Origin of the sequence: Pseudomonas nicosulfuronedens (genome assembly GCF_005877905.1) — a bacterium.
In the GTDB taxonomy this organism is placed as follows: Bacteria; Pseudomonadota; Gammaproteobacteria; order Pseudomonadales; family Pseudomonadaceae; genus Pseudomonas; species Pseudomonas nicosulfuronedens.
This window is the reverse complement of the sequence record NZ_SWDV01000047.1, coordinates 17,833-37,227: the sequence shown is the minus strand read 5'-3', so window position 1 is coordinate 37,227 and position 19,395 is coordinate 17,833. Positions and strand designations below refer to the sequence as shown.

At 65.0% G+C, this 19,395-nt stretch carries 21 protein-coding genes; 8 read left to right on the top strand and 13 right to left on the bottom strand.

Annotated features, from left to right (window positions below; all coding sequences use genetic code 11):
- The first annotated feature begins 36 nt into the window (after positions 1 to 36).
- Positions 37 to 930 carry a LysR family transcriptional regulator gene (locus tag FAS41_RS27150; RefSeq protein WP_138526442.1) on the top strand — a complete coding sequence of 298 codons (894 nt, stop codon included), beginning with the start codon at positions 37 to 39 and terminating at the stop codon, positions 928 to 930.
- 34 nt (positions 931 to 964) lie between these two features.
- On the opposite strand, the gene FAS41_RS27145 is transcribed toward FAS41_RS27150, so the two are convergent.
- Genes FAS41_RS27145 through FAS41_RS27135 form a run of 3 tightly spaced genes read right to left on the bottom strand, consistent with a single transcriptional unit; the run spans position 965 to position 3,396 of the window.
- The gene (locus tag FAS41_RS27145; protein WP_138526441.1) at positions 965 to 2,005 is read right to left on the bottom strand and encodes an NAD(P)-dependent alcohol dehydrogenase; all 1,041 of its coding nucleotides are present in this window, start codon (positions 2,003 to 2,005) and stop codon (positions 965 to 967) included.
- Between the two features lie 46 nt (positions 2,006 to 2,051).
- The gene (locus tag FAS41_RS27140; protein WP_138526440.1) at positions 2,052 to 3,056 is read right to left on the bottom strand and encodes an aldo/keto reductase; all 1,005 of its coding nucleotides are present in this window, start codon (positions 3,054 to 3,056) and stop codon (positions 2,052 to 2,054) included.
- Positions 3,057 to 3,066: 10 nt separating this feature from the next.
- Positions 3,067 to 3,396 carry a carboxymuconolactone decarboxylase family protein gene (locus FAS41_RS27135; RefSeq protein ID WP_138526439.1) on the bottom strand — a complete coding sequence of 110 codons (330 nt, stop codon included), beginning with the start codon at positions 3,394 to 3,396 and terminating at the stop codon, positions 3,067 to 3,069.
- Between the two features lie 258 nt (positions 3,397 to 3,654).
- Here FAS41_RS27135 and FAS41_RS27130 point away from each other — a divergent pair, with 258 nt between their 5' ends.
- Positions 3,655 to 4,638 (top strand): aldo/keto reductase, encoded by a 984-nt coding sequence (locus FAS41_RS27130; protein WP_138526438.1) that lies wholly within the window; start codon positions 3,655 to 3,657, stop codon positions 4,636 to 4,638.
- Positions 4,639 to 4,679: 41 nt separating this feature from the next.
- Here FAS41_RS27130 and FAS41_RS27125 read toward each other — a convergent pair whose 3' ends face one another.
- Together FAS41_RS27125 and FAS41_RS27120 are read right to left on the bottom strand one after the other, a co-directional pair.
- A complete protein-coding gene (locus tag FAS41_RS27125) occupies positions 4,680 to 5,609 on the bottom strand; it encodes a carbon-nitrogen hydrolase family protein (RefSeq protein ID WP_088421703.1) in 930 nt (309 codons plus the stop codon).
- A 30-nt stretch (positions 5,610 to 5,639) separates the two neighbouring features.
- The gene (locus tag FAS41_RS27120; protein ID WP_138526437.1) at positions 5,640 to 6,962 is read right to left on the bottom strand and encodes an MFS transporter; all 1,323 of its coding nucleotides are present in this window, start codon (positions 6,960 to 6,962) and stop codon (positions 5,640 to 5,642) included.
- 80 nt (positions 6,963 to 7,042) lie between these two features.
- Here FAS41_RS27120 and FAS41_RS27115 point away from each other — a divergent pair, with 80 nt between their 5' ends.
- A complete protein-coding gene (locus FAS41_RS27115; protein ID WP_138526436.1) occupies positions 7,043 to 7,969 on the top strand; it encodes a LysR family transcriptional regulator in 927 nt (308 codons plus the stop codon).
- 208 nt (positions 7,970 to 8,177) lie between these two features.
- Here the strand turns inward: FAS41_RS27115 and FAS41_RS27110 are convergent, their stop codons facing one another.
- Positions 8,178 to 8,417 (bottom strand): cytoplasmic protein, encoded by a 240-nt coding sequence (locus FAS41_RS27110; RefSeq protein ID WP_138526435.1) that lies wholly within the window; start codon positions 8,415 to 8,417, stop codon positions 8,178 to 8,180.
- A 132-nt stretch (positions 8,418 to 8,549) separates the two neighbouring features.
- Between FAS41_RS27110 and FAS41_RS27105 the strand changes: the two genes are divergently transcribed.
- Positions 8,550 to 9,248, top strand: a complete 699-nt coding sequence (locus tag FAS41_RS27105; protein WP_138526434.1) for an MOSC domain-containing protein — start codon at positions 8,550 to 8,552, stop codon at positions 9,246 to 9,248.
- Between the two features lies 1 nt (position 9,249).
- On the opposite strand, the gene FAS41_RS27100 is transcribed toward FAS41_RS27105, so the two are convergent.
- Positions 9,250 to 10,200 carry a DMT family transporter gene (locus FAS41_RS27100; protein ID WP_138526433.1) on the bottom strand — a complete coding sequence of 317 codons (951 nt, stop codon included), beginning with the start codon at positions 10,198 to 10,200 and terminating at the stop codon, positions 9,250 to 9,252.
- A gap of 137 nt (positions 10,201 to 10,337) precedes the next feature.
- Between FAS41_RS27100 and FAS41_RS27095 the strand changes: the two genes are divergently transcribed.
- Positions 10,338 to 11,252 (top strand): LysR substrate-binding domain-containing protein, encoded by a 915-nt coding sequence (locus FAS41_RS27095; protein WP_138526432.1) that lies wholly within the window; start codon positions 10,338 to 10,340, stop codon positions 11,250 to 11,252.
- Here the strand turns inward: FAS41_RS27095 and FAS41_RS27090 are convergent.
- The 4 genes from FAS41_RS27090 to FAS41_RS27075 form a co-directional block, all read right to left on the bottom strand.
- Complete coding sequence (locus tag FAS41_RS27090; RefSeq protein WP_138526431.1) at positions 11,223 to 11,714, bottom strand: HIT family protein; 492 nt, start codon at positions 11,712 to 11,714, stop codon at positions 11,223 to 11,225. The two genes, FAS41_RS27095 and FAS41_RS27090, sit on opposite strands and share 30 nt — an antisense overlap.
- Positions 11,715 to 11,787: 73 nt before the next feature.
- The gene (locus FAS41_RS27085) at positions 11,788 to 12,477 is read right to left on the bottom strand and encodes a class I SAM-dependent methyltransferase (RefSeq protein ID WP_138526430.1); all 690 of its coding nucleotides are present in this window, start codon (positions 12,475 to 12,477) and stop codon (positions 11,788 to 11,790) included.
- A 17-nt stretch (positions 12,478 to 12,494) separates the two neighbouring features.
- Entirely contained in the window at positions 12,495 to 12,881 is a 387-nt protein-coding gene (locus tag FAS41_RS27080) for a DUF1360 domain-containing protein (RefSeq protein WP_138526429.1), read from the bottom strand.
- A 118-nt stretch (positions 12,882 to 12,999) separates the two neighbouring features.
- On the bottom strand, positions 13,000 to 13,431 hold the full coding sequence (locus FAS41_RS27075) for an Rrf2 family transcriptional regulator (RefSeq protein ID WP_138526428.1): 432 nt from the start codon (positions 13,429 to 13,431) through the stop codon (positions 13,000 to 13,002).
- A gap of 144 nt (positions 13,432 to 13,575) precedes the next feature.
- On the opposite strand from FAS41_RS27075, the gene FAS41_RS27070 reads away from it, so the two are divergent.
- From FAS41_RS27070 to FAS41_RS27060, 3 genes are all read left to right on the top strand, one after another.
- Complete coding sequence (locus FAS41_RS27070) at positions 13,576 to 14,079, top strand: GNAT family N-acetyltransferase (RefSeq protein ID WP_138526427.1); 504 nt, start codon at positions 13,576 to 13,578, stop codon at positions 14,077 to 14,079.
- 108 nt (positions 14,080 to 14,187) lie between these two features.
- A complete protein-coding gene (locus FAS41_RS27065; protein WP_045207256.1) occupies positions 14,188 to 14,631 on the top strand; it encodes a nuclear transport factor 2 family protein in 444 nt (147 codons plus the stop codon).
- Positions 14,632 to 14,689: 58 nt separating this feature from the next.
- Positions 14,690 to 15,202 (top strand): thioredoxin family protein, encoded by a 513-nt coding sequence (locus tag FAS41_RS27060; protein ID WP_138526426.1) that lies wholly within the window; start codon positions 14,690 to 14,692, stop codon positions 15,200 to 15,202.
- A gap of 262 nt (positions 15,203 to 15,464) precedes the next feature.
- Here FAS41_RS27060 and FAS41_RS27055 read toward each other — a convergent pair whose 3' ends face one another.
- On the bottom strand, positions 15,465 to 17,867 hold the full coding sequence (locus FAS41_RS27055) for a TonB-dependent siderophore receptor (RefSeq protein ID WP_138526425.1): 2,403 nt from the start codon (positions 17,865 to 17,867) through the stop codon (positions 15,465 to 15,467).
- Positions 17,868 to 18,356: 489 nt separating this feature from the next.
- Positions 18,357 to 19,265, bottom strand: a complete 909-nt coding sequence (locus FAS41_RS27050; RefSeq protein WP_138526424.1) for a LysR family transcriptional regulator — start codon at positions 19,263 to 19,265, stop codon at positions 18,357 to 18,359.
- Between the last annotated feature and the right edge of the window lie 130 nt (positions 19,266 to 19,395).

Below are 19,395 nucleotides of genomic sequence, written 5' to 3'. Positions count from 1 at the left end.
GCGGCTCCCCGCCGCGCTGGATGCAGCGGAGCCGAAATGCCAAGGGAAAACTTCAACGACCTGATCGCCTTCGTCACCGTGGCGCGCGAAGGCAGCTTCACCAAGGCAGCGGCGCAACTGGGGGTTTCCCAGTCGGCGCTGAGCCACACCATCCGCGCGCTGGAAACCCGCCTCGGCCTGCGCCTGCTCAGCCGCACCACTCGCAGCGTCTCGCCCACCGAGGCCGGCGAGCGCCTGCTCAATACCCTGGCTCCGCGCTTCGAGGAGATCGAAGCCGAGCTGGCGGCCCTCAGCGACTTTCGCGACAAGCCGGTCGGCACCCTGCGCATCACCGCCGCTGAACACGCGGCCAGCACCGTGCTCTGGCCGAAGCTGGCGAAAGTGTTGCCGGATTATCCGGACATCAAGGTCGAGGTGAGCATCGACTACGGCCTGACCGATATCGCCGCCGAACGCTTCGACGCTGGCGTACGCCTGGGCGATCAGGTGGCCAAGGACATGATCGCCGTCCGTATCGCCCCGGACCTGTGTATGGCAGTGGTCGCCAGCCCCGCCTACCTCACCCGCAAGGGCCGCCCGCTGGATGTACCGGCGCTGGCCGGCCACGACTGCCTGAACCTGCGCCTGCCGACCTACGGCGGACTGATGGCCTGGGAGTTCGCCAAGGACGGTCACGAAGTGAAGGCACGAGTCGAAGGCCAGCTGACCTTCAACAGCAGCCCGCACATCCTTCGCGCGGCGCTGGATGGCTTCGGCCTCGCCTACCTGCCCGCCGACATGGTCACCGAGCACGTCGCCGCCGGGCGCCTGGAGCAGGTGCTGGAAGACTGGTGCCCGACCTTCCCCGGCTACCACCTCTACTACCCGAGCCGGCGGCAGAAATCCCGCGCCTTCACGGTGCTGGTGGACGCACTGCGTCATCAGGATTGAAAGCCGGGCGCATCACGCGCCCGGCTTACACCACTCAGAGAGTGGCCAGGTCGATGACGAAGCGGTAGCGCACGTCGGAGCGTTCCATGCGCTCGAAGGCATGGTTGATCTCGTCCATGCGGATCATCTCGCACTCCGGCAGGATGTTCTTCTTGCCGCAGAAATCGAGCATTTCCTGGGTCTCGGCGATTCCGCCGATGGGCGAGCCGGCGATGCGCCGACGGCCGAGCAGCAGCGGGATGCTGCTGAATTCGTCGATGGGACCGACCTGCCCCACCAGCACCAGGGTGCCGTCCACATCGAGCAGCGGCATGTAGGGCTTGAGGTCATGTTTCACCGGCACGGTGTCGATGATCAGGTCGAAGCTGTTGGCCGCGGCCTTCATCGCCTGCGCATCGGACGACACCAGCAGCGCGTCGGCACCCAAATCCAGCGCGTCAATGCGCTTGTCCGCCGTGCGGCTGAGCACAGTGACGGTGGCACCCAGGCCGACCGCCAGCTTCACCGCCATATGCCCCAGGCCGCCGAGACCGACCACGCCCACGCGGCTGCCCGGCCCGACGTTCCAGGTGCGCAGCGGCGAATAGGTGGTGATACCGGCGCATAGCAGCGGCGCCGCCTTGCTCAGGTCCAGGCCGTCCGGCACACGCAGGACGAAGTCCTCGCGCACCACCAGTTGCTTGGAATAGCCGCCCTGAGTTGCTTCGCGGGTCACGCGATCGCGGTCGTTGTAGGTCTGGGTATTGCCTTCGCGGCACAGCTGCTCCTCGCCCTTGCGGCACTGATCGCACACCTGGCAAGAATCCACCATGCAGCCCACCGCCACGGCGTCACCGACCTGGTAGCGGGTGACCTTCGAGCCGACTGCGGTCACCCGGCCGACGATCTCGTGGCCCGGCACCATCGGATAGCGACTGAAGCCCCAGTCATTGCGGGCCTGGTGCAGGTCGGAGTGGCAGACACCGCAGTAAAGGACGTCCATCGCCACGTCATTGTCGCGCAATGCACGACGCTCGAAGGTGAAGGGCGCGAGCGGGTCCTGCGGGTTCTGCGCGGCATATCCAAGGGTCTTCATCGGCATTGCTCCTGACACTGCGAATGGATCGGTTCAAAGGGTGGGTTCAACGGGCCGGGCGGCCTTCGACGGGATAGGCAGGATCGCTATAGCCGGGCGTGGAGGCATGGCCGGGCGGCACCAGGCTGTTCACGAAGGCTTCGTCTTCGGCGGTCAGTTCGAAGTCCAGCGCCGGCAGGTAACCGTCCCAGTGCTCTTCCGTACGCGGCCCCGCGATCAGCGAGCTGACCAGGGGATTGTTCAGCACCCAGGCCAGGGCGAAGGCAGCCGGGGTGGTACCACGGACGACGGCGTGTTCAGCGATGCGCTGGGCAATCTGCAGGGATTCGGGCCGCCATTCGGTCTGCTGGATGCGCTTGTCGCCACGGCCGACGCGGGAATCCGCGGGCGGTTCGGCGCCGGACCGGTACTTGCCGGTAAGCACGCCACGGGCCAGCGGGCTGTAGGGCACCACGCCGATGCCGTAGTGGCCGGCGACGGGCAGTTGTTCGACCTCTGCGGTGCGGTCCACCAGGTTGTACAACGGTTCGCTGCAGATCGGTCGGTCCATGCCCAGCTGGTCGGCCAGGCGCACCACCTCGGCGATACGCCAGCCACGGAAGTTGGACAGACCGTAGTAACGCACCTTGCCCTGGCGGATCAGCTCACCCACTGCGCGCAGCCCTTCTTCCAGCGGCGCATCGACGTCGGTGCGGTGGAAGTAGAGGATGTCCAGGTAGTCGGTGCCCAGCCGGCGAAGGCTGTCTTCCACCGACTGGTAGATCCACTTGCGCGACTGGCCGCGATGGTTCGGGCCATCGCCCAGGGCGTTGCCGAACTTGCTGGCGATCACCCAGTCATCCCGGTGGGCGGCTACTGCGCGTCCGACGACCTCTTCGGAGCGACCCTTGTGATAGACGTCAGCCGTGTCGAGGAAATTGACGCCCTGCTCGAAGGCCTTGTCGATGATGCGCCGCGAGGTTGGCTCATCGGTTTCGCCGCCGAACATCATCGCGCCCAGGCACAGGGGCGAGACTTTCAGGGCACTACGGCCCAGGTAACGGTATTGCATGGAGTACTCCTCAGGCGGCGTCGCGCTCGGCAAACACGCGGCGGGCAACGCCCAGCGCAGTTGAGGCAGTGGGCCAGCCGGAATAGAAAGCCAGATGGGTGATGGCCTCGATCAGCTCCTCGCGGGTCAAGCCGTTGTCCAGCGCCTTGCCCAGGTGGAAATGGAGTTCGTTGGCCTGATAGCGCGCCACCAGGCTGGAGACGGTGACCAGGCTGCGGTCGCGTGGCGAGAGGCCGGGGCGCTCCCAGACATCGCCGAACAGCACCTGGTCGGTGTAGTCGGCCAGCGCCGGGGCGATGTCGCCGAAAGCCTTGTGGGCGGTGGAGGCTGGTTCGTTCATGGTGTTCTCCGCTTGGCCAGTGAACTGATGGACCATGCTAGGCCGTGCCGGACCTGCGATTAAGGGGCAAAACGCGTTTGGACCTATGAGGCAACCTCATGAATGCCCGGCGATAACCCATGAGCCAGGCTCATAGGCGAATGCGCTTTTGCCCGTCTAATCACCCGCGAAGTCCTTGAGTAAAGTCCATTCCAGACGTTTCGCCGGGCAATCCTGCCCTTCCCGCTTCAGGACTGACTTTCAGTTGGAGAGACTTCGATGGACAAGCGCGCACTGGGCCAGAATGGCCTGCAGGTATCGGCACTGGGTCTGGGCTGCATGGGACTGAGCTATGGCTACGGGCCTGCGGTCGACCGCTACGATGGCATCCGTTTGTTACGCACGGCTTTCGATAGCGGCGTGACCTTCTTCGACACCGCCGAGGCCTACGGCCCCTTCGCCAACGAGGAGCTGCTGGGCGAAGCCCTGGCGCCGGTGCGCGATCAGGTGGTGATCGCCACCAAGTTCGGCTTCAAGGACGGTGACGTTACCCTCGGCCTGGACAGCCGTCCGGAGAACATCCGCGCCGTGGCGGAAGCCTCGCTCAAGCGCCTGAAGACCGACTGCATCGACCTCTTCTACCAGCACCGCGTCGACCCGAACGTACCGATGGAAGACGTCGCCGGCACCGTCGGCGAACTGATCCGCGAAGGCAAGGTGAAGCACTTCGGGCTCTCCGAAGCCGGCCCGCAATCCATTCGCCGCGCCCATGCGGTGCAGCCGGTGGCGGCGCTGCAGAGCGAGTACTCGCTGTGGTGGCGCGAGCCGGAAAAGGAAATCCTCCCGCTGCTGGCCGAACTGGGTATCGGCTTCGTGCCTTTCAGCCCACTGGGCAAGGGCTTCCTCACCGGCGCCATCGACGAGCGTACGCAGTTTTCGGCCAACGATTTCCGCAACGTCGTGCCACGCTTTTCGGAGGAAAACCGCAAGGCCAACGCGGGCCTGATCGAGGTGCTCGGGCGCATCGCCGAGAGCAAGGGCGCGACCCGCGCGCAGATCGCCATTGCCTGGCTACTGGCCCAGCAGCCGTGGATCGTGCCGATCCCCGGCACCACCAGGCTGCATCGGCTGGAAGAAAACCTCGGCGCGGCCTCACGGGTGCTGGACGCCACCGACCTAGGCGCCATCGAAGCGGCATTGCGCGAAATCGAGATCGTCGGTGAGCGCTATCCGGGGCATCTGCAGCAGCGCGTGGGGCGCTGAGCAAAGCAAGCCCGGCCCCCGTCGGTGCCGGGCTATCGCCATCAACCCTCGAAAGTCACCGCGCGCAGGGGTGCGGTATTGACCTTGAGCTCGAACACGTCCGGCCGCGCATAGTGGCCGCAGACGTCGAAGTCGAGGTTGCCCTGGCTGAGCTGGCCCATGTCGAGGTCCGCATACAGCTCGGTCTCGCAGTCGAACACCGGCCCGGCCAGCACCTCGCCCAGCGGGCTGACAATCATGCTGCCGCCACGCATCACGTAGTCGTCTTCCTGGTGCGTCAGGCCGAACGCCTCGCGGTGTTGCTGCGGGTACTCGCCGAGGCGGATCGCCTGGCATGCCGAGAGCACGAACACCCGGCCTTCCAGTGCAATGTGCTGCATGGACGCAGCCCAGGACGGGCGATCATCCGCCGTCGGCGCGCAGTACAGCTGCACGCCCTGCGCATACATGGCCTGGCGCAGCGCTGGCATGTAGTTCTCCCAGCAGATGACGCTGCCCAGCACCCCGAACTCGGTGTCCACCGGCTCGATGGTCGAACCGTCGCCGAAACCCCAGATCAGGCGTTCCTGTCCGGTGGGCATCAGCTTGCGGTGGTAACCGGCGATGCCGCGCCCGGGCACCAGGGTCACGGCGGTGCAGTACAAAGTGCGGCCGTAGCGTTCGATGATACCGACCACCGTGGTCACGCCGGTCTGCTCGACGCTCTCGGCGAGCGCCGCCAGCTCCGGACCGTCCAGCGCCACGGCGCCCTCGACGTAGCGCTGGTAGAGATCGCGCCCGGCGGCGCTGCGGTTGCCCACCACGCTGCCAAAAGCCGCGCCTTTGGGGTAGCCGCCGATGTAGGCCTCGGGGAATACCGCCAGCTTCGCGCCCTGCTCCGCCACGCGGCGCAGGATGCCGGCGGCCTTTTCGACGCTGGCCATGGGCTCGTAGGGAATGGAGGCGGCCTGGATGATTGCTACACGGGTCATGGGGACTCCTGAATTTCCTGGATTGAAGACCTAGAAGCGGCTGATGTCGTTGTCGCGGGTTTCCGGCAGGGTCTTCCACAGCACCACCAGGCACACCAGGGACACCGCCGCGAGATAGGCCGCAGGGAGATTCGCATCGCCGGTCTGGCGGATCAGCGCGGCGGCGATGAAGGGACCGGGGCCGGCGAGAATGGCCAGCGCCAGGTTGTGGCCGAGCGCAGCGCCGGTGGAGCGGATCGATGCCGGGAAGACTTCCACCAGCAGCACCACGTCCATGACCGCCGTGATCGCCACCAGCACGCCCATCACTGTCAGGCCGAGGAGAATCGCCAGCGGGTGGCCGGTGTTGAGCAGCAGGAAGATCGGATAGGCCAGCAGCGTCAGCGCAGCCGCCGCGGCCAGCAGCAGCTTGCGTCGGCCGATGCTGTCGCTCAGACGGCCGATCAACGGGTTGACGATGACGTAGACCACCAGCGCGATGCTGCACAGCCACAGCGCACTGCTGCGCGGCATGCCGACGGTGCTGACCAGGTGGTTGTTGGCGTAGGTGATGAAGTAGTAGAGCGACACACCGAACAGCGCAGAGAAGGCGAAGGTGGTGATGAAGGCACGGCGGCGCACGGCTTTGCTCGGCGCTTGAGCCTTGTGCGAATCACGCTGGCGCACCATTTCCTCGTACACCGGGGTATCACCCAGCTTGCGGCGGATGAACACGGCGATACCGGTCATCACGATGGACGCCACGAACGGCAGGCGCCAACCCCAGGCCGCCAGCTGCGCATCGTCCAGCGCCGAGGAAATGCTCGCGGCGGTGAAAGTGCCGAACAGGAAGGCCAGCCCGGCCGTGCCGGTGATCACACTGGCCGCGGTGGCGCGGCGGTTCGACGGTGCGCTCTCGACAATGTAGATGCCGGCGCTGGACCACTCGCCGCCGACCATCATGCCCTGGATGAAGCGCATGGCGATCAGCAGGATCGGCGCGGCGATGCCGATTGCCTCATAGGAGGGCAACAGACCGATGATGGTGGTGCACACGCCCATGCCGAACACCGTGATGATCAGCACCGCGCGGCGGCCGAAACGGTCGCCGATGGGGCCGAGGATCAACGCGCCGAAGGGCCGCGAGAGGAAGCCCACGGCGAACACCGCCAGCGACGAGAGCAGCGACACGCCCGGCGCGCTGGAGGGGAAGAACAGCATGCCGATGACGGCGGCGAAGTAGCCATAGATGGCGAAGTCGAACCACTCCATGAAGTTGCCGATGCCGACCGCCATGGCCCGCTTGCGGATGTCCGACTGCCCGCCCCTGGTACGGATGCTGCTAGCACCCAAGCTTTGCGAAATCGCGTCCACAGGATTCTCCATCCCTTGTTATGGTTGTGTGGACGCCAGACTAGGAAGCCCCACGACCGCAGGGCAAACGATTAGGAAATATGAGCCGGATTAACGTACGTAATATCGCGCGGATCGACCTGAACCTGCTGCTCACCTTCCATTGCCTGATGACCGAGCGCAGCGCCACCCGCGCCTCGGCCATGCTGCATGTGACCCAGGGCGCGGTCAGCTCGGCACTGCGCCGGCTGCGCGAGCATTTCGGCGACGAGCTGTTCATCCGCACCGCCTCCGGCATGCAGCCCACGCGCAAGGCCATGGAACTGGCGCCCAAGATCGCCGAGGCGCTGACCTCGATCTCCGGCGTGCTGGGCAACGAGCCGGATTTCTCCGCCCACGACTCCAGCTACGTGTTCAACATCGGCCTGTCCGACGATATCGAGGCCTACCTTGCGCCGCGCATCGTCAACGCTGCCGCAGCAGACGGCCTGGGTGTGAGCTTCGCCTTTCACCAGAGCAACAGTTCGCTGTGGAAACAGTCCCTGCAGGACCCGGACATGGACCTGGTGATCTGTAGCGAGCCCAAGGACTTCAACACCAGCTACTCGTCCCAGGTGCTGTTCTCCTCGTCCTACTCCTGCCTGTTCCGCCCTCGCGGCCGGGCGGCGGACGAGCCCATCGCCCTGGAGGAGTACTTCGCCGCCAATCACGTGCGGGTGTCCTACGATGGCCGGCGCGGCTTCATCGACGACCTGTTCGAGGCCGCCGGTTATGCCCGGCGCGTCACCGCTTCCTTCACCCACTTCAGCGGCGCGCTGACGACGCTGATGAGCAGCGAAGTGATCGCGACCATCCCCAGCTTCGCCGCCGAAAGCTATGCGGCGATGACCGACCTGAGCGTCAGCCCGGTTCCCTTCCCGGTGCCATCGTTCCGCTGCTTCATGGTCTGGGACATCGCGCGACACAACAAGCCGCACCACGAGTGGCTGCGGCAGTTCATCGGCGAACTGGCGCAAAAACTGGGGTGAGCGACCGGCTCTGCCGGGCTCTTGATCTCGTAGGAGCGAGCTTGCTCGCGAACCGCTTGACGCCGGATTCGTCGGGAAAATGGTTCGCGAGCAAGCTCGCTCCTACAGTCCGGTCAATGTGCATCGATGGGCATAGCCGCGCCCCACGCCATCCTACGCAGGGCCCGGCCCCAGACGCGGAGCCCGCTCTTGTAGGGCGGATAACACGTCAGAGGCTTTCCAGCGGCATCGGCCGATACAGCGGCTCGCTGGCCAGCACCTTGATGCCCGACGGCGAGCTTTCCAGCAGCCGGCGCTCGCTGTCGGCCACCAGCAGTTCCAGGCCGTAGCCCAGCTCCCCCAGGCAACAGGCGATGCTGCCCACCGCCTCCTTCGCCCAGGGCTGGTCGGAATCGAAATGGCCAAGCAACTGGCCGTGGCGCCGGACGATGAGGCGGTATTTCTGCATGGCGGGCTCTCGCGAAATTGAACGGGAAGAGTACTTAGTATCGAATCGAAACATTGACAAAGCCTACCGTCCTGGCAGATTTTGTCCAGGTAGTTTTTGGTCGATACCATTTCCGAGCCCGAGAATCCCGTCATGAGCCTGCCCGCCGTTTCCCTCGACGCCCTCCTCACCGGCAAAGCCGTGCCCTTCACTCGCCCAGGCTCGCGCAGCGCCATCGCCAAGCAAGCGCGTCAGGCCAGTCTGGCGGTGACCACGCTGGGGCTGGAGAACGACGAGCAAGGCGACCTGCGCGTGCACGGCGGCATCGAAAAGGCCATCCACCACTATCCCCGCGAGCACTATGCGGACTGGGCCACCGAGCTGGGCGAGCATCGGCTGCTGGGCCGGCCCGGCGCATTCGGCGAGAACTTCAGCACCACCGGCTGGACCGAAGCGGATATCTGCCTGGGCGACCGCATCCGTGCTGGCACGGCCTTGCTGGAGGTGTCCCAGGGGCGCATGCCCTGCTGGAAGCTCAACGACCGTTTCGAGGTGGCGCAGATGGCCCTGCGGGTGCAGGAGTCCGGGCGTACCGGCTGGTACTACCGCGTCCTGGAGGAAGGCGCGGTGGCCGCCGGCGCAATACTGGAACTGGTCGAGCGGCCCCATGCCGAGTGGTCGCTGAAGCGGCTATCCACCGTGCTGTTCAACAAACGCGTGGACGCCGATGTGCTGCGTGAATGCCTGGAACTGCCTTTGCCGCCGAACTGGCGCCGCACCCTGTCCAGACGCCTGGAGAACGGCGCAGTGGAGGACTGGAGCCCGCGCCTGGAAGGCAGCCCCACGGCCTGAATCAGGACTCCATGGCGCGTGCCGGAGCCTCTGCCGGCGCACGGTGCAGACCGATGGCCCAAAGCACTCCGACGGTAAGCAGGACGATGGCCAGCGCCTCCACCGGACCCGGCAGCCGCTGCTCGTTGATGTAGGCATAGGCGCAGGCGAACAGCGTCTCGAAGACGATCAGCTGGCCGCCCAGGCTCATCGGCAGGCGCCGCGTGGCAGCGTTCCACAGGCCATTGGCGACCCACGAACCGAACACGGCAAGGAACAGTGACACCCAAAGGAACACCATCCAGCGCTCCGAGGAAATGCCCGAGGGCACCGCCTGGGGTGCGATCAGCACGCCCAAGCCCGCCAGCACCACCGCCATCGCGCCAGTGACCACGCCGATCAGGGTCGACCACTCGTGGCTGTTGAAGTGACTGGCCTTCAGGTAGCGCGCGTTGGCGCTGGCGTACCAGGACCAGCAGGCGACGCCACAGAAGCCGCAGACAATGCCGAGGATGCGTTCGCCCGGCGTGCTGCCGGAGGCCATCAAGGCCGTTGGATCCAGGTTGATGCAGAGGATGCCCAGCGCGACCAGCACCAGTGGCAACTTCATCCGCGACAGCGGCAGCGAATCCTGCTCGGAACGGCTCTGGTAGGCGATCGCCAGCGGCATGATGCCGTTGATCAGCGAGGCTGCCGCCACCCCGGCGAACTGCACCGCTGCCGAGAGCAGCGCGAAGTACAACAGGTTGCCGGCCAGGGACAGGCGTATCAGTATCATCAGGTCGTCGCGGCTGACCCGGCGCATCAGGCCCAGTGCCACCGGCAAGGCAATCAGCAGCGAGATGGCGCCATACAGCGCAAAGCGCACGGAACTGATCAACAGCGGGTTGAACTCCGGCACCAGCGACGGCGCGAGAATCACCCCGCCCCAGATTGCCCCTGCCATGCCTGCGTAGACCACCCCGCGCTTCATTCCAACAACCTCGATACTTCGGTGAATGCCCATAAAGAGCCGCCACGGTAGCGGTTGTGATAGGTTCTGACCAAGGATAAATCCGCACCGAGACATTCCCCGTAGGAATACCTAAGACCTTTCACCGGAGAGCCGCCATCAGCCGTTACCTGCGCACCCTGCCGCCTCTGGAAACCCTCATCACCTTCGAGGCCGTGGGCCGCTATGGCAGCTTCACCCAGGCCGCCACCGAGCTGTTCCTCACCCAGAGCGCGGTAAGCAAGCAGATGCGCGCGCTGGAAGACAGCCTCAAGGTGCCGCTGTTCGAGCGCAAACCCCGTGGCGTCACCCTCACCGCTGCCGGCGTCGAACTGCTGGGTACCGTCGACATGCTCCTCGACCGTCTGCAACACAGCGTGCGGCGCATCCGCAACGTTCACCAGAGCAACGCCGTGTCGGTACTGGCGACCCATGCCATGGCGCAGTTCTGGCTGTTTCCCAGGCTGATCGAGTTCAACAAGGCGCATCCGGGCATTGCGGTGCATGTTCACGCGATCAACGAGATGGACGAAGCCAGCCTGGTGGATTTCGACCTGGGCATCCTCTACGGCGGGGGCGACTGGACCACCCTGGACAGCCGCTTCGTGCTGCCGGAAGTGGTCTACCCCGTCGCCCGGCCGGACTTCGATGCCACCCGCATCACCACCCTCGAGCAGCTCGCCGCCGCCCCGCTGGTGCAGCTGGATACCTCGGCCTGGAGCTGCCTGGACTGGCACGACTGGTTCGGCCACTTCGGCAAGGACTACCAGCCGGCCGAAAGCGACCCGGTGTTCAACCAGCTCACCCTCGCCTACCGCGCCGTGCAACAGGGCATGGGCATCGGCCTGGCCTGGGGCTTCATGGCCGACGAAGCAGTGGCTAACGGCGAGATGCAAAGGGTGACTGATCTGGCCATGGTCACCGAGCGCGGCGAATACCTGGTATCCCTGCGCCACCGCCAGCTGTCACCGGCGGCGCAGCTGTTCCATGACTGGTTGCTGGCGTCACTGGGGCTGGACGAAACGCCTGCGTAAGCACTCGATCACCTGCTCGACCGGCGGCCCCTGCACCGCGGGCGGCACGGGCGCTTCGCCGAACTCGCGCCAGACGAACAGGGTCAGCTCGGCGCCGTCGGTCTGGGTGGCGGCGTCTTCGACATGAGCGAACTGGGTGAGCGAACGGTAGCGCGCATCGGCCCAGAACAGTTCCTCTACCCAGGCGTATACCGGGATGAAATGGAAGTGGATGGGGAAGCCCGGTGAATGGCCGAAACGGCCGATGTACAGCCATTTGGGTTGCAGGGTCTCTTCGAGGATGCGCTGGACTTTCGCCATCAACACGCCCATTTCCGCCAACGCGGCCTCCGGCAGGTCGGCCAGGGATTCCACCGGCCGCTTCGAGCCGAGCATCAGGTAGCCCGGCAAGGCAGACGCCAGATGGTGATTGAGCAGCCAGTGCTCGGTCTGGTGGATGACGTGGGTGGAAGGAACCTGCATCGACTGGCGTCCAGCGCAAAACGGGACACCAGCCTAGCAGACCGAACCCTTGAGATCGTCCTTGCAGAGTCCTTCAGGCGAGCGCGACCCAGCCGCGGAAGGCGAAGCCGACATAGAAGGCCTCGATGCGGCTGAATCCTGCTTCCCAGAGCAGCGCTTCATCCTGCTCGGGTGTGAGGATGTTCAGGTACGCATCCACGGCACTGCGAGCCTGCTGCGCATTGGCGGGTTCCATGCCGGCGCTGACGGCGAACTCGGCATAGCGCGACAGCCAGCGCGCCCGCTCGCCAGCGCCCTGCGGTACGCAAAGATGCGCCATGACGAAGGCAGAGCCTGGCCTGAGCCGGGAATGGATCTCCCGCAACACCCGCAGGCGCTCCGGCTCGGGCAGGAAGTGCAGGGTCAGCAGGCAGGCGCCACCGTCGAACGGGCCCTCTGGTGCGTCTTCGACATAGCCCTGCAGCAGGTCGGCGCGCTGGGCGTTCGACCCGAGCATCTGGGCCGCCACGGCGAGCATCTCGGCGGAAGGGTCGACGCCGGTGAAGCGCCAGGCCGGCTGTGCCTCGGCGAAGGCTCGCAGCTCCATGCCGCCGCCCGCGCCAAGCACCAGCAAATGGCCGTCGTGCGGCGCCTGCTCGGCCAGCAGGATCGCCGCCATGCGGTGCAGATCGAACAGGCCGGGCACGAAACGCGGCGGGTTTTCCGCGTAGCGCGCGGCGGCGTCGGGGTCGTGGAAAGGGGCCATCAGTTCGGAGTGGTTCATGCAGATTCCCTTGCGTTTCACTCGCCTGCGAACAGCTTCTTCAGCTCCCGCTCGCTCACGGCCTTGGCCATGGCGGTGAGGAACACCTTGAACAGCAGCCCGCAGAACATCGCGGTCAGGGCGATGGTGAAGAAGGTCGCCACCAGCCAGTCGACCGGCGCCCAGCCACTGGCGATCACTACCGGACGGTAGACCAGGGTGCCGGCGATCACCACCCAGTGGCTGAAGCAGTAGAAGCATTGGAACAGGTGGCCGACCTGCGGGTGGACTTTCCAGGCCAGCCCGCGCAGTGGCGCGAACAGTTCAGTCTGGGTGACGGTCATGGACAGGGCGGATGCGGCAATGGCCAGCGCAAGGCAGGTCCACAGCGCGCCGGCCAGCGGCGAGTTCAGGAGGTCGGTCATGGGAGGGTTCCTGGTGGGATTGTACGTGACGCTTCGAATCTTTCGTTACTTTTAAAGTAACTTGATTAGGCAAGCCGGGTCAACGCCGGTCATCGACCGGCACTTCAGCCAGAAACCCTCAGTGGTCTTTCGGGTAGAGCATGGTGAAGCGTTCGGCGAGATCGGCCAGGGACACGGCGCCCAGGCGCTCCAGGAGGATAGCGGTGGCCTGTTCCATGGCGTCCTGCAGTGCGTCATTGACCACCTTTTCCACCAGGCAATCCGGGTGCACGTTGTCGAAACCCATGGCGAACAGGCGCTCGCTGCCCACCGCGCGGTAGACATCCAGCAGCGTGACCTGGGCCAAGTCGCAGTCCAGCGTCCAGCCGCCGCCATGGCCCTTCTCTGAACGCACGTAGCCCGCTTCGCGCAGGCCGCCCATGGTCCGCCGCACCACCGCAGGGTTGGTACCGAGCATCTGGGCGATGCGCTCGGAGGTCACGGGCTGGTCATCGCGGGCCATGTGCAGCAGCACGTGGAGCATACGCGAGAGGCGGCTATCGGTTCGCACGGCGGGGTCTCGAAGGTGGAGGCGCCTGCATCATCGCACCCTGCCCAGGCGTGGTTCAAACCCGTCTGCCACTGGCATTACCACGGGAATGGGCGACAATGGCGGTCACGCGCCCTCTTCCGCCTTCCCGCGAGCCTCCCGACCATGAACGATCTGTCCATCCAGCTGGTGCAGACCGGCCCTGAACACCAGGACCTGATCCGCAACCTCTACCAGTACTACGCCTATGAGTCATCGGACTGGGAAGACGAAGACGTGGAAGTCGACGGCCGCTTCTACATTCACGAGGAACACCTGGCGCGCTACTGGAGCGAGCCGGAGTGGAGCGCCAACCTGATCCTCGCCGACGGCTTCATCGCCGGCTTCCTGCTGGTGGAAGGCAGTGAGTTGCCGGGCATCGACGCGCTGGAGCTGTCGGACCTGTTCGTGCTGAAGAAGTACCGTCGCATGGGGATTGGCCGCGCCCTGGCCAACCAGGTGCTGCTGGGAAATCCCGGCCCTTGGCTGGTGCGCTTCTATTCCCAGGATGAGGTGGCGGCGGCCTTCTGGAAAGCCGTGTTCGCCGACCTGCCGCGTCCGGTGCAGAGCATCGAGCCGGGGGACGATCCGCAGCTGGTGAGCTACCTGATCAGCCCGGCCACGCACTGAGAGCCCTGTACGCCAGGATCAGTCTTCTGTCATTTCCGATCATTGAGCGACTTGCCGAACCGGCCGTATCGTCCTGAGCGAACAACAAGAAGCTCAGGAGCTATTCCCGTGACCGCACTGAACCTGCACCCCCAGGCCGCCGCTTCGCTGGCCAGCTGGCACCAGATGGTGGCCGCCAAGAACCTGTCGAACCTGCCGCAACTGCTGGCACCCAACGCGGTGTTCCGCTCGCCCATGGCGCACTCGCCCTACCCCGGCGCCCCGGTGGTCTCGACCATCCTCAACACCGTGCTGCAGGTGTTCGAGAACTTCACCTACCACCGCGAGCTGGCCACCGGCGACGGCCTGAACGTGGTGCTGGAGTTCAGCGCCACGGTGAACGGCAAGGACCTCAAGGGCATCGACATGATCCGCTTCGACGAAGACGGCAAGATCGTCGAGTTCGAGGTGATGGTCCGCCCGCTCAGCGGCCTGCAGGCGCTGGGCGAGGAAATGGGCCGGCGCCTGGCGCCCTACCTCGCGGCCGCCAAGGCGCAGACCGCCAAGAGCTGATTGCCCGCCACGGGGATTTCTGCTGGGATGAGCCATCACCCGCTTCAAGGAAATCCCCATGGCCTCCTATGAGGAACTCTTCTCCATCGGTGAAGGCTTCGACGCCTTCGTCGCCCACGGCCTGGCCGGCGAGATCGCCGGCGTGCGCAAGGTCCAGCAGTTGCTGGCCGAGCCCGGCACGATCAGCGCCGATACCCTGCGCCGCATCCAGGCCGTCGAAGGCCACTACCGTTTGCTGATCGCCGGCGAGATGTGGTGCCCGGACTGCCAGATCAACGTCACCGTGATGGACCATCTGCAGCGCCTGCAACCGCGAGTGGAGCTGGCGGTGATCACCAAGGGTCGTGCCGAAGATGACCTTCGCGAACGCATGGAGCTGGATCGCATCCTGATTCCGGTAGTGCTGGCGCTCGATGGCGACTTCCAGCCGGTGGGCCATTTCATCGAACGGCCGCAGGATGTGGTGGCGGGTGGCGATGCGCTCAAGCCGGCTTACCGTGCGGGCGAGTACCTGGAAAGCACGCTGCGCGATTTGCTCGATCTGTTCGAGAAGGCCGAAGGCCGCGCCTGACCCCTCCTTGCAGATACGTAGGGTGCATAACCTGGAACAGGTTATGCGCCGGCACTTCAGCCTGCCGCGAAATATCCATGGAAATGCAGTCGTAGGATGGGTGGAGCCTGCGATACCCATCAGCGGAGTTGCCGGCCAATCGATGGGTATCGCTTCGCTCCACGCCATCCTACGAAGGGACCGGACGCCATAGACTTCGCAGTGAAATCGAAGGCATGAAAAAGCCCCGCTATGCGGGGCTTTTTCGTTCAGGCCAAACGGGTCACATCGAGTACTTGACCGTGAACATCAGGTTGCGCGGCTCGCCGTAGTTCAGGTTGCCGAAGCTGATGCCGCTGTAATAGTACTTGTCGAAGATGTTGTTGAAGTTCACCCGGGTATCGATGTTCTCGTTGACCTTGTAGCCGAGCATGGCGTTGGTCACCGTGTAGCCGCCCTGCTGGAAGCCGGTGGTGGTGTCCTCGGTCTGGCTCTGGGTCACCAGGTTGCCGCCCACGCGCCATTGGTGCAGTTCACCCGGCAGGGTGTAGCTGGTGGCGAGCTTGAACAGGTGGCGCGGCTTGCTGGGGTCGAACTGCTTGCCGACGTTGTCCTCGTTGCTGTCGTGCTTGTACTTGGCGTCGACGTAGGTGTAGCCGGCCATGGCCTGCCAGTTCTCGGTGATGGCACCGCTGACTTCCATGTCCACGCCCTGGCTGCGGACCTTGCCCGAGGCGCGCGAGCAGTAGATCGAGGTCGGCGAGCTGGGGCACGGCGAGGGGCCGCTGGTGTCGTCGGTGGCGCGGTTTTCCTGGTCGATCTGGAAGATCGCCAGCTGGGTGTTCAGCGCACCGCCGAAGTGCTCGCCCTTCAGGCCGATCTCGTAGTTCTTGCCGGTGATCGGGTCGAGCAGGCTGCCACTGGCGTCGAAGTTGCTCTGCGGCTTGAAGATGTCGGTGTAGCTGGCATAGACCGAGTAGACGTCGTTCAGGTCGTAGACCACACCGGCGTAGCGGGTGACGTTGCGAGTGACCTTCTGGGTGCCGGTGTCGTTGTGCGGGTCGGCTTCGTACCAGTCCAGCCGGCCACCGAGGATGACCTTCAGCGGGTCGGCGACGTTCAGGCGGGTGGTGACGTACGCGCCCTTCTGCTCCTGGTCGAGCTTCATGTTCCAGAGGCTCATGTCGATGTTCGGCTTCTGCACCGAACTCGGGTCCCACTTCGTCGGGTCGAACGGGGTCACCGGCGAGCCGTCGTTGTAGGTCAGGTCGCCCCAGCCGCCGTGGCCGTCGAAGCGCTCTTCGCGGTAGCTGCCGCCGAACACCAGTTCATGCTCGCGACCGAAGGCCTGGAACGGGCCGTTGGCGAAGGCGTCGTAGCTCTGATGGTCGTCGGTGTAGGAGTATTGACCCGGCCCCATGGTCATGGTCGGGCAGCCTTCGGTGTAGTAGCAGCTGTTGTACAGGCCGAGCATCTCGATGCGCGCCCACAGCTTGTCGGCGGCGACCTTCATCTGCCAGCCATTGTCGAAGCGGTGCACCACGTCGCCGAACAGGTGGGTGGTGGTGGTATCCCAGTAGGACCAGTCGGCGCCGTAGTAGTCGGAGCGCTTGAGGTCCAGGTGACGACCACCCAGCGGCGCCGGCAGGCCCACCCAGTTGTCGTTCTTGTTGTCGTTCTGGTAGGACGCGCCCAGGGTCAGGGTGGTGTCCGGGTTCAGGTCGGCCTCGGTGATGCCGTAGAGCACGCCGCGCTCGCCGCTGACTACGTCCTGGAAGCTGTCGCGGGTCTCGTAGGCGGCCACCGCGCGACCACGCAGGGTACCTTCGCTGTTCAGCGGGCCGGATACGTCGACCTGGCTGCGGTAGCGGTCCCAGGAACCGGCACTGCCTTCCAGGCTCATGTGGAAGTCCTGGGTCGGACGCTTGCGCACCATGTTGACGGCAGCAGCCGGGTTGCCGGCGCCCTGCATCAGGCCGGTGGCGCCTCGCACCACTTCGACGCGGTCGAACATCGCCAGGTCGGCGGCGCTGATGACGTCCTGGGTGTAGGTGGAAATGCTGGTGGCCAGGCCGTCGTACATGATGTTGTCGACGTCAAAGCCGCGCGCCGCGTAGCTCACGCGGGCCGGGCCGTACTGCTGCACGGTCATGCCGGTGACGCCGCGGATCGCGTCGTCGAGGTCCTGCATGTTCTGGTCCTCCATCTGCTGGCGGGTGACCACACTGACCGACTGCGGCGTTTCGCGGACGGTCATGTTCAGCTTGGTGGAAGTCTGCATCACGCCGGTGGTGTAGGAACCGGTGCCTTCGGTGGTGCCCGGCGCCACGCTGGCGGCGCCGACGATCTCGGTGGCGCCCAGGTCGACGCTGTCAGTGCCCGACGCTCCGCGTGCGGTACCGCTGACCTGCGCGTTATTGCCATTGACCGTGCCTTGCAGGCCACTGTCCGCCAGCAGACGATCGAGTGCCTCGCTCGGCTCCATGTTGCCCTTGAGTGCCGGCGCGCCAACCTTGGCGATCTGGGCACGATCATAGGAAATCCGCATTCCGGTTGCGGATTGCAATTGCTCCAGGGAAGCGGCCAGGGGCTGCTTGGGCAGGTTGATGGCCACGGGGGCCGCCACTGCGGAGAGAGCAAAAGTGGAGAGACTGAGCAGGAGCGCTCCCGACGCTACGTCTTTCATCTGCTGAAGGATCCTTCGGTGCGAGGTTTTGCACTCTGGCGGCGCAATGACTCGGGTTGGCGAATGCCGGCGTGGTGGACGCCGACGGGGAGCCAAAGTGTATGCAGATGTAAATTCTTTGTAAATGCGAATACTTCGTATCTTATTTGTTATTTACAGACCTGTCTTGCGAAGCCGACACATCCTTCAAACAGCTACACCACGGCTGGGTACTGCGTAGGAGCAGACTCTGTCCGCGATGGGTTTGCCCAGCTCCACGCGACATCGGAGGATGTGATGAATCGATCGCGGACAAAGTCCGCTCCTACGCGCGAGCCTGAAGTTTCGTAGGGCGCATAACCTGGAACAGGTTATGCGCCAGATGCGCCTTACCTTCTGTTCGCGAGCAAGCTCGCTCCTACAAGGAGCGCACACTGCAGACCCTGTAGGAGCGAGCTTGCTCGCGAACCGCACGGCACAGGGCAGGCCAATCGCGGACAAAGTCCGCCCCTACGCGCGGACCTGAAGCATGAAGTCGATGAAAGCCCGTACCCGCGACGGCACATGGCGTGCGTGGGGGTAGATCAGCAGGAAGGGCCGCGTCGTCTGCCCGTAGTCCTTCAGCACTTCCACCAACTCGCCCCGCTCCAGTTCTTCCTGCACGGTGAAGCGGTAGGCCTGCATCAGCCCGCCACCGCACTTCGCGAGGGTCGCTGTGGCCAGGTAGTCCTCCAGCACCGTGAGGCTACCGGTCGTCTCGTTCTCCACCAGCTTGCCGTTGACCCGGAAGGACCAGGGCACGCGCCGGCCGGTACTGGGCAGCTCGAACTGGATGCACTCGTGCCCGGCAAGATCGTCCGGCGTTTGCGGTATGCCCGCGCGCTCGAGGTAATCCGGCGTGGCAACCACCACCAACTCGGCGTCTTCCAGGCGCCGCGCCACCAGACTGGAGTCCGCCGGATCGCGGCCACGGATCGCCAGGTCGTACCCCTCGTTGGCGAAGTCGATATTGCGATTGCTGACATGCACCTCCACCTGCACCTGCGGGAATCTCCGGCGGAATTCCGGCAGCCGGGGAAACAACCGGTAATGCGCGTAGGGTGTGGGCACGCTGATGCGCAGGCGCCCGGAGGCGATGCTCTGGCCGCCGCTGACTGCGCGCTCGGCATCCACCAGTTGGGTCAGCGCCTGGCGGCATTGCTCGAAATAACTGCGGCCGTCATCGGTCAGGCGCATCTGCCGCGTCGTGCGAACGAACAGGCGAACGCCCAGGCGCTCTTCCAGTCGCGCCACCGATCGGCTTACCGCAGCCGGGGTGATGCCCGCCTCGTTGGCGGCGGCAGTGAAGCTGCCAGTCTCCGCAGCGAGGCAGAACAGCTCGATGCTGCCCAGTTGCAGGTCGTCGAAATGGCGGGGCATGGCGCAGCTCGATTGATTACATGAGGTATCAATTCAAATGCCATCAGCCTTATTTTTCAATCATTGATTGCAACCTAGATTGACCTCCAAGACGCGGGCACACCGCCCCGCCCCACTATCGGAGCAATCA

Excerpts from the sequence above, each read along its gene's own strand:
- FAS41_RS27150 (WP_138526442.1), top strand. The coding sequence starts at position 37 with ATGCCAAGGGAAAACTTCAACGACCTGATCGCCTTCGTCACCGTGGCG.
- FAS41_RS27145 (WP_138526441.1), bottom strand. The coding sequence starts at position 2,005 with ATGAAGACCCTTGGATATGCCGCGCAGAACCCGCAGGACCCGCTCGCG.
- FAS41_RS27140 (WP_138526440.1), bottom strand. The coding sequence starts at position 3,056 with ATGCAATACCGTTACCTGGGCCGTAGTGCCCTGAAAGTCTCGCCCCTG.
- FAS41_RS27135 (WP_138526439.1), bottom strand. The coding sequence starts at position 3,396 with ATGAACGAACCAGCCTCCACCGCCCACAAGGCTTTCGGCGACATCGCC.
- FAS41_RS27130 (WP_138526438.1), top strand. The coding sequence starts at position 3,655 with ATGGACAAGCGCGCACTGGGCCAGAATGGCCTGCAGGTATCGGCACTG.
- FAS41_RS27125 (WP_088421703.1), bottom strand. The coding sequence starts at position 5,609 with ATGACCCGTGTAGCAATCATCCAGGCCGCCTCCATTCCCTACGAGCCC.
- FAS41_RS27115 (WP_138526436.1), top strand. The coding sequence starts at position 7,043 with ATGAGCCGGATTAACGTACGTAATATCGCGCGGATCGACCTGAACCTG.
- FAS41_RS27110 (WP_138526435.1), bottom strand. The coding sequence starts at position 8,417 with ATGCAGAAATACCGCCTCATCGTCCGGCGCCACGGCCAGTTGCTTGGC.
- FAS41_RS27105 (WP_138526434.1), top strand. The coding sequence starts at position 8,550 with ATGAGCCTGCCCGCCGTTTCCCTCGACGCCCTCCTCACCGGCAAAGCC.
- FAS41_RS27100 (WP_138526433.1), bottom strand. The coding sequence starts at position 10,200 with ATGAAGCGCGGGGTGGTCTACGCAGGCATGGCAGGGGCAATCTGGGGC.
- FAS41_RS27090 (WP_138526431.1), bottom strand. The coding sequence starts at position 11,714 with ATGCAGGTTCCTTCCACCCACGTCATCCACCAGACCGAGCACTGGCTG.
- FAS41_RS27085 (WP_138526430.1), bottom strand. The coding sequence starts at position 12,477 with ATGAACCACTCCGAACTGATGGCCCCTTTCCACGACCCCGACGCCGCC.
- FAS41_RS27080 (WP_138526429.1), bottom strand. The coding sequence starts at position 12,881 with ATGACCGACCTCCTGAACTCGCCGCTGGCCGGCGCGCTGTGGACCTGC.
- FAS41_RS27070 (WP_138526427.1), top strand. The coding sequence starts at position 13,576 with ATGAACGATCTGTCCATCCAGCTGGTGCAGACCGGCCCTGAACACCAG.
- FAS41_RS27060 (WP_138526426.1), top strand. The coding sequence starts at position 14,690 with ATGGCCTCCTATGAGGAACTCTTCTCCATCGGTGAAGGCTTCGACGCC.
- FAS41_RS27055 (WP_138526425.1), bottom strand. The coding sequence starts at position 17,867 with ATGAAAGACGTAGCGTCGGGAGCGCTCCTGCTCAGTCTCTCCACTTTT.
- FAS41_RS27050 (WP_138526424.1), bottom strand. The coding sequence starts at position 19,265 with ATGCCCCGCCATTTCGACGACCTGCAACTGGGCAGCATCGAGCTGTTC.